This is a genomic window from Actinomadura sp. KC06 (assembly GCF_004348735.1).
Classification (GTDB): domain Bacteria; phylum Actinomycetota; class Actinomycetes; order Streptosporangiales; family Streptosporangiaceae; genus Spirillospora.
This window is the reverse complement of record NZ_SMKT01000210.1, coordinates 1-12,432: the sequence shown is the minus strand read 5'-3', so window position 1 is coordinate 12,432 and position 12,432 is coordinate 1. Positions and strand designations below refer to the sequence as shown.

11 protein-coding genes are annotated in these 12,432 nt (G+C 69.2%); 5 read left to right on the top strand and 6 right to left on the bottom strand.

Annotated elements, in window-relative coordinates:
• Positions 1 to 386 precede the first annotated feature (386 nt).
• From E1287_RS38315 to dnaA, 5 genes are all read right to left on the bottom strand, one after another.
• The gene (locus E1287_RS38315) at positions 387 to 1,019 is read right to left on the bottom strand and encodes a DciA family protein (protein ID WP_131970206.1); all 633 of its coding nucleotides are present in this window, start codon (positions 1,017 to 1,019) and stop codon (positions 387 to 389) included.
• A gap of 18 nt (positions 1,020 to 1,037) precedes the next feature.
• A complete protein-coding gene (gene recF / locus E1287_RS38310; RefSeq protein WP_131970204.1) occupies positions 1,038 to 2,162 on the bottom strand; it encodes a DNA replication/repair protein RecF in 1,125 nt (374 codons plus the stop codon).
• A gap of 393 nt (positions 2,163 to 2,555) precedes the next feature.
• The gene (gene gnd / locus E1287_RS38305) at positions 2,556 to 3,476 is read right to left on the bottom strand and encodes a phosphogluconate dehydrogenase (NAD(+)-dependent, decarboxylating) (protein WP_131970202.1); all 921 of its coding nucleotides are present in this window, start codon (positions 3,474 to 3,476) and stop codon (positions 2,556 to 2,558) included.
• Between the two features lie 170 nt (positions 3,477 to 3,646).
• The gene (gene dnaN, locus E1287_RS38300; protein ID WP_131970200.1) at positions 3,647 to 4,789 is read right to left on the bottom strand and encodes a DNA polymerase III subunit beta; all 1,143 of its coding nucleotides are present in this window, start codon (positions 4,787 to 4,789) and stop codon (positions 3,647 to 3,649) included.
• Between the two features lie 673 nt (positions 4,790 to 5,462).
• Positions 5,463 to 7,757 carry a chromosomal replication initiator protein DnaA gene (gene dnaA, locus E1287_RS38295; RefSeq protein WP_131970198.1) on the bottom strand — a complete coding sequence of 765 codons (2,295 nt, stop codon included), beginning with the start codon at positions 7,755 to 7,757 and terminating at the stop codon, positions 5,463 to 5,465.
• A 621-nt stretch (positions 7,758 to 8,378) separates the two neighbouring features.
• Between dnaA and rpmH the strand changes: the two genes are divergently transcribed.
• From rpmH to E1287_RS38270, 5 genes are read left to right on the top strand one after another with little or no spacing between them, the layout of a single operon-like run.
• Positions 8,379 to 8,516, top strand: a complete 138-nt coding sequence (gene rpmH, locus E1287_RS38290; RefSeq protein WP_131970196.1) for a 50S ribosomal protein L34 — start codon at positions 8,379 to 8,381, stop codon at positions 8,514 to 8,516.
• A gap of 34 nt (positions 8,517 to 8,550) precedes the next feature.
• On the top strand, positions 8,551 to 8,910 hold the full coding sequence (rnpA, locus tag E1287_RS38285) for a ribonuclease P protein component (protein ID WP_243719719.1): 360 nt from the start codon (positions 8,551 to 8,553) through the stop codon (positions 8,908 to 8,910).
• Between the two features lie 14 nt (positions 8,911 to 8,924).
• On the top strand, positions 8,925 to 9,326 hold the full coding sequence (yidD, locus tag E1287_RS38280) for a membrane protein insertion efficiency factor YidD (RefSeq protein WP_131970208.1): 402 nt from the start codon (positions 8,925 to 8,927) through the stop codon (positions 9,324 to 9,326).
• Entirely contained in the window at positions 9,319 to 10,329 is a 1,011-nt protein-coding gene (yidC, locus tag E1287_RS38275; protein WP_131970192.1) for a membrane protein insertase YidC, read from the top strand. Before yidD ends, yidC begins: the two co-directional genes overlap by 8 nt.
• 37 nt (positions 10,330 to 10,366) lie before the next feature.
• Complete coding sequence (locus E1287_RS38270; protein ID WP_067905405.1) at positions 10,367 to 10,852, top strand: R3H domain-containing nucleic acid-binding protein; 486 nt, start codon at positions 10,367 to 10,369, stop codon at positions 10,850 to 10,852.
• A 465-nt stretch (positions 10,853 to 11,317) separates the two neighbouring features.
• On the opposite strand, the gene E1287_RS38265 is transcribed toward E1287_RS38270, so the two are convergent.
• Entirely contained in the window at positions 11,318 to 11,782 is a 465-nt protein-coding gene (locus E1287_RS38265) for a DUF6458 family protein (RefSeq protein WP_131970191.1), read from the bottom strand.
• Positions 11,783 to 12,432 lie beyond the last annotated feature (650 nt).

The following is a 12,432-nucleotide window of genomic DNA, read 5'->3' as shown; positions in this document are numbered from 1 at the left end:
CCACCCAAGCAAGCCCCAAACGTCCCCTAGTACGCCAGCGTGACCGCCGCACCCATGAACCTGCAACACCCGCGCCGCCGTACCTGACGCCTCGCCGTACCCGCCACAACACTTGCGACGGGACCACCGTGTCCGCGACAAAGCGTCGCGTACGACGTGTCCGGGCACAGCCACCGAGCCCGCAGCGGGTAGGCGTTGACGCGGAGGTCGCGTGCGTCGTGCTCAGCCGCAACTGCCGCGTCCGCCGTCACCACGGTCGCCGCAACAGTCGTCTCCGGCGTGTCCGGTGGTAGTCGCCGTGATTGGCCGCGACCGCCGCGACCGCCGTAGCCGGCGTAGCCGCCGTGGCCGTCACCAGCACGCCGTGTCGCGTGCGGGCGGTGTGTTCAGCGGGTGCGCCAGGCGCCGGGGCGGCGGGGGGTGGAGGGGCCGACGACCTTTACCCGGCGGACGGTGCCGTGGCCGAGGTCCTCGTTCAGGCGCCGGACGAGGTTGGACGACAGCAGGCGGAGTTGCGTCGCCCAGGTCGTCGAGTCGGCGGCGACGGTGAGTTCGCCGTCCTCGAAGCGTTCTGGGCGGGTGTGTTCGGCCAGTTCCGCGCCGACGATGCCGGCCCAGTTGCCGAACACGCCGCCGACCGCGGCCCTCTGCTCCCAGCCGCGGGACGCCATCAGGTCGCGGATCGCCGCGCCGAACAGTTTGGGGTCGCCGCCGCGCCCCGGGTCCTTCACGCGGACGAGTCGCCCCGTCCCTTTGCGCTTGCCGTTCTGCCCGGGGACGGTGCCGCGCTTCACCGCGTCCGCCTTCGCCTGCGCGAGGGCCTCGCGGGCCAGCTCGATGCCTGACTTCGCCGGTGGGCCCTCGATGTTCGGCTTGGCTGGCAGGCCGTCGGCGTCCGACTTGGCCAGTGGGCCGTCGGAGCCCGACTTGGCCGGTGGGGCGTCGGAGCCCGACTTGGCCGGTGGGGCGTCGGCGTCCGGCTCGGGGGAGTTGTGCACATCCTGTGGATCGTCGTTCACGCGCTCGCCCCTTCCCGGTCAGCCGCGGACGATCTGGCCGTCAGAGACGGTATACGAAGCCCCTGTCAGTTCGGCGGGGACATCGGCCGGGACGGCGGCCGTGATGAGCACCTGCTCGGCCACCGCGACCGTCTCCGCCAGCCTGCTGCGACGCCCGGTGTCGAGCTCGGCGAACACGTCGTCCAGGATCAACACGGGGTCGTCGCCGTCGGCCCGTAGCAGGTCGAACGCGGCGAGCCGGAGCCCGAGCGCGAACGACCACGACTCGCCGTGGCTGGCGTAGCCGCGCGCCGGAAGCTCCCCCAGCCGCAGGACGAGCTCGTCCCGATGCGGTCCGACGAGGCTCACTCCGCGGTCCAGCTCCTGTTTCCGGGACTCGCCTACCGCCGCCAGCAACTGGTCGGCGAGTTGTCCACGGTCTGTGGACAACTCGACGTCCCCCAACGAGCTTTTGTAGTACAGATCGGCCGCGTCGCTGGCCGGTGCCAGGGCCGCATAGGCGCGGACGGCGAGGGGGCGGAGTGCCTCGACGAGATCCAGCCGCGCGGCTAGCAGCTCGGACCCTGTGCGTGCCAGATGCGAGTCCCAGACGTCCAATGTCGCGAGAACCTCCTGGCCAGGGGAGCGCCTGTGCGCGGCCGCTGACTTCAGGAGGGCGTTGCGCTGCTTGAGGACGCGGTCGTAGTCAGCACGCACCCCGGCGAAGCGCGGAGCCCGCGCGGTCAGCAGCTCGTCCATGAAACGACGGCGCTCCCCCGGGTCGCCTTTCACGAGCGAAAGGTCCTCCGGGGCGAACAGCACCGTCCGCAGCATCCCCAGGATCTCGCGCGGCCTGGGGACGGGGGACCGGTTGAGCCGCGCCCGGTTGGCCTTCCCGGGGTTGATCTCGAGTTCGATCAGCGCCTTGCGGTCGTCCTTCACCAAACCGGCCCGCACGATCGCACGCGGCGCGCCATGCCGGACGAGCGGCGCGTCCGTCGCGGCCCGGTGGCTGCCGTGCGAGGCGACGTAACCGATGGCTTCGACCAGGTTCGTCTTGCCTTGCCCGTTCGGGCCCACGAACGCCGTGACCCCCGGTTCGAGCGCGACCTCGGCGGCCGGATACGAACGGAAGTCCTGCAGGGAGAGGTGGGCGACGTGCACGAGAGATGAGCGTAGAGCCTCCGCCGCCGCTTCAAGCACGCGCCCGCCGGCCCGCAGCGCGCCGACTAGGACTGGGTCGGCGCTGCCACGGCCGCGTCTTCGGAGGATCCGCCGATGCTGGACGCGGGCTAGGTGCCACAGCCGCGTCCATTGGCACAGCCGCGTCAGCAGGCGCCGGGGCGTTCGGTGTCGGGTGGGGGGAGGTGTGGGCCGGTTCGCTGGCGGAAGCGGCATTCGGGCACCTCCTTTGTGGCGAGACGGGGCGGACATGTGAGCGCCCCGCAGGGTCGTCGTCTGCGGGGCGTTCTCGGCCTTCGCGTCCGACCAGTTCAGGGTCGGGCATCGCGGAGGGAGCGCGGGGCGGAAAGCGAAACTGTGGATAACTCTCGGGGCTCAGACTGCCGGGGGAGTCACGTCGGCGCCGGGGGAGTCGCCGTCGCCCACGGCCTCGACGGCGTGGCCGCCGAACTGGTTGCGGAGGGCGGCGACGACGCGCATGGCGGGCGAGTCCTCCTGGCGGGAGGCGAAGCGGGCGAAGAGGGAGGCGCTGATCGCAGGCAGCGGGACGGCGTGCTCAACGGCGGCCTGGACCGTCCAGCGGCCCTCTCCGGAGTCGTTGGCGTAGCCGCGCAGGTCGTCCAGCTCCGGGTCGTCGGCGAGAGCCCTGTTCAGCAGGTCCAGCAGCCAGGACCGGATGACCGTCCCCTCCTGCCAGCTCAGGAACGTCTCCGGCACCTTGGTCACGAGGTCGCTGGCCTCGATGAGCTCGTAACCCTCACCGAAGGCCTGCATCATCGCGTACTCGATGCCGTTGTGGACCATCTTCACGAAGTGCCCGGCGCCGACCTTGCCGGAGTGGACGAACCCGAACTCGCCCTCCGGCTTGAGCGTCTCGAAAATGGGCATCAGGCGCTTCACATTGTCTTCGTCGCCGCCGACCATCAGCGCGTAGCCGTTCTGCAAGCCCCACACGCCGCCGCTCACACCGCAGTCAACGAACCCGATGCCCTTGGCGGCGAGCTGCTCACCGTGCTTCTGGTCGTCCACATAGTGTGAATTGCCGCCGTCGACGACGATGTCGCCCGGTTGAAGGACCTCGCCCAGCTTGTGGATGGTGTCCTCGGTGGCCTGGCCCGCGGGCACCATCACCCACACGGCGCGCGGCGGGGTGAGCCGTTCGACCAGTTCCTCGACCGAGCCGACGTCGCTGACGTCCGGATCGCGGTCATAGCCGACGATCGTGTGGCCGCCCCGGCGCAGCCGCTCGGCCATGTTGCCGCCCATCTTGCCCAGGCCGATGATCCCAAGCTCCATGAAAACTCCCCTGTGCGTAGACGTCCGTACGTGCGCGCGCGCCGCGAGGGCGGCTTCCCGCCGGCTTTCCGCGGCTGCCCGGCAGTTGCTCGCGGTTCCCCGCGGTGCATGCCCGGGGGTGAGCCTTTCATCCGGTTCGACGGGCCCTCTTGGACGAAAGGCTCACCGCCTCACCCGGACAGCCGGACGGGCATGATCAGGTAACGGTAGTTCGGGTTCTCGCCGTCCTGCGGGGGCTTGCCGGTGAGGACGGCAGGCTTCGTCGGGGTGGTGAAGGACAGCCGGGCGACGTCGGAGCCGATCGCGGAGAGCCCGTCGAGGAGGAACGCGGGGTTGAACGCGATGTCGATGTCCTCGCCCTCCAGGGACGCCTCCAGGGCTTCCACGGCCTGCGCCTCGTCCCCGGTCCCGGCCTCCAGGACGACCTCGCCCTGGCTGAACGAGAGCCGCACGGGGGTGTTGCGCTCGGCGACGAGGGAGACGCGCTTGACGGCCTCGATGAACGGGCCGGTCTGGATCTCGGCGAGGCCCGCGTACTCGCTGGGCAGCAGCGACCGGTACTTGACGAAGTCGCCGTCCAGGAGGCGCGACGTCGTCCGGCGGCCGCCGCCCTCGAAGCCGATCATGCCTTCGCCGGTACCGCCCGTCCCGCCGAGCGCGATCGACACCTCCGCGCCCGCCGTCAGCGACTTGGCGGTGTCGGCGAGCGTCCTTGCCGGGACGAGGGCGACGGCGGAGAAGTCCGGGCGCTCCGGCTTCCAGTGCAGTTCACGGACGGCCAGGCGGTAGCGGTCCGTGGACGCCAGCGTCACGGTTTCGCCCTCGATTTCCACACGGACGCCGGTCAGCATGGGGATCGTGTCGTCCTTGCCTGCGGCGATCGCCACCTGTCCGACGGCCGCGGCGAACTCGTCACTGCCCACGGACCCTGCGGCCGGGGGCATCTCCGGCAGGGTGGGGTAGTCCTCCACAGGCATGGTGAGAAGTGTGAATTTCGCACTGCCGCAGCGGAGCATCACCTTCGCGCCGTCCGTCGTCACCTCCACAGGGTGGGGAGGGAGACTGCGCGAGATCTCGGCGAGGAGCCGTCCGGACACCAGGGCCGTCCCCGCCTCCTCCACATCGATGTCCGTGGAGACCTGGGCGGAGACCTCGTAATCGAACGCGGACAGCTTCAGCCGGTCGCTGTTCTCCTCGCCTCCGGCGACGATGTGCATGCCCGCGAGCACCGGCACCGGGGGCCGGACGGGGAGCGTACGCGCGGTCCAGGCGACGGCGTCGGCCAGGGCGTCTCTGTCGATGCGGAACTTCAAGTGGACCCGCCTCCTGCAGGTGTCGGACAAGGGTGAGGTGATCCTGGCACGGCCGGGGCGCTCGGGTCGGGTTGTCCCCAGGCCCTGACTTGAGATGGATCTTTTCTTGAGTAGAGAAGTAGTGCAGTACCAGTAATAGGGGCCGTGGATAGTGTGGACAGACGGCGTCTTCCCAGGTGAGAGCGGGTTTCTTCGTCCACCGGTGCTGTGCATCGGGAGTGGACGGCGCGGCGGCGCCTGGGGACGGCGAAATCATCCCCACACGTCATCCTCATGTCATCCCCCGGTTTTCCACGAGTTCTCCACGGGTATGCCGTACGTTTCGGCGGCCTGTGTACACCGGACGAGTGATCGCCGGGTTGCCCGCAGGTCCGTCCCCAGGCTCTCCCCAGGCCCTCCCCAAGTCGTCCACTGGTTTTCCCCAGGATGCCGTGGGCTCGTGCGCCGCGGATCCACATCCGTCCACTGCTCATCCTCAGGTTCTCCAACGGTTGCCCACCGGGTTATCCACGAAAATCCCCAGAGTTTTCCACAACTTGTGAGTAGCGACTCCGGTTCTCGGGCGAGACGTGCCTTTCGTCGCTTCCGTCCGGCGGACGGGGTGTGGACGGGGCCGGTGCGGCCCGTCCACAAACGTCGCGCAGGTCTGTCCACAGTGTGCACAGGGCGCCGTTCAGCGCTTGCGGGCCTGGTGCTTGATGCGCCCGGTCAGCTCCGTGACCTGGTTGTAGATGGCGCGGCGCTCGGCCATGAGCGACCGGATCTTGCGTTCGGCGTGCATGACCGTGGTGTGGTCGCGTCCCCCGAACTGCTGGCCGATCTTGGGCAGGGACAACTCCGTCAGCTCCCGGCACAGGTACATCGCGATCTGCCGGGCCGTGACGAGCATCCGGGAGCGGGACGGGCCGCACAGGTCCTCGATCGTCGTCCCGAAGTACTCGACGGTCTGCGCCATGATCATCGCGGCGGTGATCTCCGGGCCGGAGTCGTTCGGGATGAGGTCCTTCAGGACGATCTCGGCGAGCTTCATGTCCACCGACTGCCGGTTCAGGCTCGCGAACGCCGTGACCCGGATCAGCGCGCCCTCCAGCTCGCGGATGTTCGTCGCGATCTGCGAGGCGATGAACTCCAGCACGTCCGGCGGCGCGGCGAGGCCCTCCTGGCGCGCCTTCTTCTGCAGGATCGCGATGCGCGTCTCCAGCTCGGGCGGCTGGACGTCGGTCGTCAGCCCCCATTCGAACCGGTTGCGCAGCCGGTCCTCCAGCGTGACCAGTTCCTTGGGCGGACGGTCGCTGGAGATGACGATCTGCTTGCTGGCGTTGTGGAGCGTGTTGAACGTGTGGAAGAACTCCTCCTGCGTCTGCTCCTTGCCCTCAAGGAACTGGATGTCGTCGACGAGGAGGATGTCGACGTCCCGGTAGCGGCGGCGGAACCCGTCCGCCTTTCCGTCGCGAATCGAGTTGATGAAGTCGTTCGTGAACTCTTCCGAACTCACATAACGGACGCGCGCGCCATTGAAGAGGCTCTGCGCGTAATGCCCGATCGCATGGAGAAGGTGCGTCTTGCCCAGGCCGGAGTCGCCGTAGACGAACAGCGGGTTGTACGCCTTGGCCGGCTGCTCGGCCACCGCTACGGCGGCCGCATGCGCGAACCTGTTGGACGAGCCGATGACGAACGTCTCAAAGGTGTACTTGGGATTCAGACGGGCGTGCTCGGACGCACCGGAACCTGCGTTGCCTCCCGGCGCCGGACCCCCGCCAGGGCCAGGGCCATTGTGGGTGGCGCTGGGGCCTGGGCCGCTGGACCCTGGGCCGCCGGGGCTGCGGGAGTCTGGGGGCTCATCATCGCGGAACACGCTCTCGCGGTAGGGCTCCTCGCCGCGATACTGCTCGCCGCCTCCGCCGTACTGTTCGGCGACAGCACCTCCGCCACCGCCGTACTGGTCGCCGCCGCCACTCCCGTACTGGTCGCTGCCGCCTGCGCCGTACTGGTCGGTGCCAGTGCCGCCGTACTGCTCCGGCCCTCCGTACGACTGCTCGCCGCCAGCGAACGATGGGTCTCCGCCCTTGAAGGTGTTCTCCGGGTGCCCGAGCGATGGCTCGTTCCCACCGTGCTGGGGTTCGCGCCCCTGCGGCTCTGCACGGCCGCCCGAACGCAGCGGGCCGAGCGTGCGGTCGTTCAGATGCGAGTGCGAGGGCCGTCCAGGAGGCTCTCCGCTGAATCCCTCTGGCGCGCCGTGCCCGGGATAGCCCTGCGGGCCCCGTCCCTCGAAGGGCCCTGGGCCACGTCCACCGGCACCTGGACCCGGGCCCTGCCCGCCTGGGCCGTAGGCGGACGGACGGGCAGCGGGCGGATAGTTGCCACGCTCGTCGTCCGCAGCCTGTGGATAACCTCCGGGGGCGCCGGGGTTGTGGGTAACTCCCGACTGCGGCCGGTACCCCGGCTCGCTGTACGGCTGCTCGGAATACGGACGTTCTGACGGTTCGCCGTAGGGCTGGCCTGAGTGCGGACGGTCCCGGTCCCTCTCACGCTCCCGGTCCCTGTCGCGGTCGTCGTGCGGCCGGTCTGAGTAGGACTCGCCATAAGAAGGAGCGGGTTCGTGCATGCCGAGCCCTCCCCCCGGCGCTGGGATCGGCGCACCCAGTGGGTCACCACCACCCGGCCTAGGCGAGGACGCACCGGGGCCTGGGCCAGGGCCTGGCATTGCAGGCGGCTCCGGCTGGACGGTCACCGCGACGCGGATCTCCCTGCCCAGCTCATGCGAAAGGGCCTGCGTGATGAGGTTGCGCAGCCGCGTCTCCAGCGCGTCCTTGGCGAACTCGTTCGGCGCCGCCAGCAGCGCCGTCCCCTCCACCAATGCCAGCGGACGGACCATCGGCAGCCAGGCGCGGTAGCTCGGAGACAGATCGCTCTCGGACAGTGCGGTGAGGGTGCGGGCCCAGACTGATCCGAGATCCTGGCCGTCCATGCGCAAGGTCCCCTCCCCCTCCGTCCGACGGAGTACCTGACTGCCCCGGCTGTCCCACAGGACGCGATCGGCCCCACAGGGCACCGCCGCGACGCGGAAGACTTACTCTCTCACGAGTTGTCCACAGAGTTGTCCACATGCTGTGCATAGGCATGGAGCACCCTGTGTAAAACCCGTGACGCGGGTTCCTACGAGCGAGGTCGGGAAGCCTCCGGCCTGCACGCGGGCCGGTCCGGGTGTGGTTCTCGAACGGGGGTATGAGGGGCAGAACACCGACATGGACCGTCGAATTCGTCGAAGTCGAAAGAGCGTCGGTTCGCCCGGACGACCCTAACCGCTGCGGCCCACACCCGCAACACGACCGGTCCGCCAACATGCCCCGTTCCGCCCGTCACCTGGGCCGCTTGCTCCGTTGGATCGGGCGCGGTCGCTCGGTTTGACCCCGTGCGCTGGAGCCCGTAACGTGCTGAGGTCGAGTCGCATCGACGGAGATGACGCGTGCCCGCCGGCAGCCCCTCCAGGCAGGCTCGGTTGGGCCCCCGCTGCGGGGGACCGGACGCGCCCCTCGATGCGAGTTGCCGAGCCTTTGCAGACGAACCGACCGCAGCACTGGAGCCTCAAGTGAGCAAGCGTACTTTCCAGCCGAACAACCGTCGCCGCCACAAGAAGCACGGCTTCCGGCTGCGCATGCGCACACGCGCCGGCCGCGCGATCCTGTCCAGCCGGCGCGGCAAGGGCCGCACTCGCATCGCGGTCTGATCCACCGCTCACTGTGCTGCCGTCCGGAAACCGGATGCGGCGGCGGGACGACTTCACGTTGGCCGTCCGGCGCGGTCGCCGCGCCGGACGGCCAAATGTCGTGGTTCACCTGCTTCACCCGGACGAGGTGCCCGACAGGGTCGGCGGCGGGACGGCCCCGCCGCTGGTCGGGTTCATCGTGGCGCGCACCGTGGGGAACGCGGTCGTCCGCAACACCGCGCGACGCCGCCTCCGCCATCTGATGCGCCCGCACCTGGACCGGCTCCCAGCGGGTAGCCTGCTCGTAGTGCGCGCCAACCCCTCGGCGGGGACGGCGCGTCCTGACGAACTGGCCGCGGATCTGGAGTCGGCGCTCGACCGGCTGCTGCGGCCCGCGTCCAAGGGGCGGAGATGAGGAGTCGGCAGGGGATGGCCTTCCCCCCGCATCACCCGGTGGGGCCCCCGGGCCCCGTCGCGACGCTGCTGATCCTTCTCGTCCGCGCCTACCGCCGCTTCTTGAGTCCCCTGCTCGGGCAGCAGTGCCGTTTCCAGCCCAGCTGCAGCGCGTACGGCCTGGAGTCCCTCCAGGTGCACGGGGCGCTGCGCGGCACATGGCTGACGGCCCGCCGGATCGCGCGGTGCCACCCCTTCCACCCCGGGGGTTACGACCCGGTGCCGCCGAAGAAGCCGTCCGACACGCGCTTCTCCGGGGGGCCTGGGGGGACGTCCCGGACGTCCGCCCAGGAGCGATCCGCGGCGGCTTCCCCGAACTCCGGCCGCGAGGAGAGCGGCCCCGCCCTAGCAGAGCCCAAGGAGCTGCCCGGTGCTTGACTGGTTGTACGAGATCGTCGCTCAGCTCATCGTGTGGATTCACACGGGGCTGAGCACCGTCGTCCCCAAGGACAGTGGATGGGCCTGGGGCGGCTCGATCATCCTGCTCACCGTCCTGCTGCGCGTGATCCTCGTTCCCCTGTTCGTGAAGCAGATCCACGCTTCGCGGAAGATGCAGGAACTGAACCCCAAGGTTCAGGCGCTTCGCAAGAAATACAAGAACGACAAGCAGCGCCTCAACCAGGAGGTCATGAAGCTCTACCAGGAGAACGGCGCCAACCCGCTCTCGGGCTGCCTCCCCCTCCTGGTGCAGATGCCGATCTTCATCGGCCTCTTCCAGACGCTGAAGAAGGTCTCGGACGCCAAGCCCGGCGAGAGCGTCTTCGCGATGTCGGCCGACCTGGTGGCGAGCGCTCAGCACGCCAGCATCTTCGGCGCCCACATCCCGGACACCTTCCTCAACGCCTGGGGCTCGGACCCCAAGAGCTGGACCGCCATCGTCGTCACCGGCATCGCCGTGGTGATCAGCTCCTGCACGACGTTCTTCACCGTCCGGGCGAGCATGAAGCGCCAGCCCGTCACCGACGACGCCAACCCGATGATGCAGGCGCAGAAGATGATGGTCTTCCTCGCGCCGCTGTTCGGCCTCTTCGGGCTCGGGTTCCCGCTCGGTGTCCTCATGTACTGGGTCACGTCCAACAGCTGGACGCTGGCGCAGCAGCACTACATCTACAAGAAGTACCCGCCGCCCGGTAAGGACGGCGAGCCCGCGACGACCCCGACCACCGGCAAGTCCGGCCCCGCCAAGTCGGGCACGAAGGCCGGTGCCAAGAGCGGTGCGAAGGCCGCCGGCTCGAAGAACGGCCAGTCGTCGTCCGGCATGAAGGCCAAGCTCAGGAAGGAGCCGGAGCCGGAACCCGAGGTGGACGACAAGCCGAAGGTCGTCCGCAACCAGCCGACCCGCAAGCCGCGCAGCAAGCGCAGCGGTACCCAGAAGCGCTAGTTTGATCCCCGAGCACGTGCCGGAGAAGGAGACCCCGTTGAGCCAGACCGACACCACTGAGGTCGACGTCCAGGCGCTCGAGCAGGAAGGCGAGATCGCCGCCGACTACATCGAGGGCCTGCTGGACATCGGTGACTACGACGGCGACATCGACATGGACGTCGAAGGCGAGCGCGCGATCGTCGCCGTCGTCGGCGGCTCCCTGGACGAGCTGGTCGGAAAGCGCGGCGAGGTCCTGGAGGCGCTGCAGGAACTGACCCGCCTGGCCGTCCACCGGCAGACGGGCAACCGCACCCGGCTCATGCTCGACATCGGCGGCTACCGCGAACGCCGCCGCGCCGAACTGACCAAGCTCGGCACCGATGTCGCGGACGAGGTCAAGCAGGCGGGCGAGCCGAAGCCGCTCGCCCCGATGACGCCTTTCGAGCGCAAGATCGTCCACGACGCGGTCGCCGCCGCGGGCCTGCGCAGCGAATCCGAAGGCGAGGAGCCCGACCGCTACGTCGTCGTCTACCCCGCCTGAAGACATGCCCCGGACGTCCTGACCGCCGGACGACCACCCCAGCCGATTCGCCCACTCAAAGCTTCCCGCGGCGGACGGCCGCAAGTTCGAGTGCTCTCACTCACCTGAACGGCCCCGGTGCTCCACCGCACCGGGGCCGTTCGCGCATCTAGCCCGCCCTCGCAGGGCACCGCTCTTGGTCAAGCCACCGCGAAGACTGCTCGCCGTTGCCAGGGCCTATTCGATGATCTCCCTGCGGTTAGCGGTCACCCTGCGACCGTGATGAACGCTCCTCCCGACGTCCAGGCCGAGAAAGACGGCTCCGGCCCTGAACCCGACCTCGTCCAGGCACTGCATCAGAGAAGTTCAGGTCGGAAAGACCTGCCACCCCCACAGAGGACCTCGCGCCCTGGTCGGCGCGAGGTCCTCGGCTGCCCGGTGTGCACCACCGCCCGAAGCACACCGAGCGGGCCCGGGCCCTACGAATCAACGGGTCGTTCGACGCCACCTGCGCCTCTGCGGGACGGGCCGCGTGGTCGAATCGATGACGGACGGCCTGTTCTCCTGGGCCGGATCCTGCGCGTGCGCCGGATCCTGGGAGAACGCCGGGTCCTGGGCGGCGTGCCCGCGCGGGGCTCGCTCGTCCGCCGGATGTTCGATCACACGTTCGACTCGTTCCCCAGGGCGGCCGACGGGCGCGGGATCTTCGATGATGTGCTCTTCGCGGACCACTGTGCCCGGCTCGTCCCCGTAGGCGGGGTCCGCACCGACCACCCGGCCGGCACGGCGGCGCGGCCGCGTGTACTTCACGGTGAAGAACATGCTGATCAGCCCCACCAGGATGAGGATCCAGCCGACCAGGTGAATGTCAATGCCGCTGAGATCGACGCGGAGGGCGAACGCGAGGATCGCGCCCAGGGCGATGAATGCGAGACTGACTCCGATACCCATGTGTCGGGGCTCCCTTCCGGGGACATCGGACGACAAAGCGGGCCTATACCCGACCAGCCCGAGTTATGCAGCGGGTCATGTGGTTCTCGCCATAACGCAAGGGTCGTCCAACCCCCAAGTCCGAACGCTGCGCAGCAACGTCGCACCGCGGCGTCTGCCTCAGAACGGGGCGCGAACACAGGCCGTGCTGGCATGTTGCGCGGGTGCATTGCGCTGGGGCGACGGATTAGACAGACCATTTCTCCCAACCCCCTCTGTCGGGCTTCCGCATGTCATTCACGGACTATGCGCCGAGCACACCGCGCCAGGGGTTCGAGCCAGGCAGCCAGCGCTGGACGCCCCGCTAGGCGAGGGGAACTGTGCACGCAGACGCCAGGACGAGGCATCTGCGGGGGATGGCTCTGCCAGGCCCTGGGCGAAGGTATCGGGGGCCAGGGTCCACAGCACGTTGCGCGGATGGGTTGGCGCGAGCATCGTGCGATGGTGCTGTGTTGAGGTGGCCCGGGGGGCGCTTGCCAGGGCGTGTCAATCCCCTCAAAGCGTGGAGACGGTGTTATGCCACTTCGGCCCTGAGCTGGGCGGTTGACGTCCTCCGCGCTTCTGCCATCTGACGCTCGAATGTGATCGGGGCGAGCCCGTCGTTGGCGCTG

What these genes read in the sequence shown, in the direction of transcription:
- rnpA (WP_243719719.1), top strand. Translation starts at nt 8,551, where the DNA reads ATGCGGCGGCGGGACGACTTCACGTTGGCCGTCCGGCGCGGTCGCCGC.
- yidD (WP_131970208.1), top strand. Translation starts at nt 8,925, where the DNA reads ATGGCCTTCCCCCCGCATCACCCGGTGGGGCCCCCGGGCCCCGTCGCG.
- gnd (WP_131970202.1), bottom strand. Translation starts at nt 3,476, where the DNA reads ATGGAGCTTGGGATCATCGGCCTGGGCAAGATGGGCGGCAACATGGCC.
- dnaA (WP_131970198.1), bottom strand. Translation starts at nt 7,757, where the DNA reads ATGGACGGCCAGGATCTCGGATCAGTCTGGGCCCGCACCCTCACCGCA.
- E1287_RS38265 (WP_131970191.1), bottom strand. Translation starts at nt 11,782, where the DNA reads ATGGGTATCGGAGTCAGTCTCGCATTCATCGCCCTGGGCGCGATCCTC.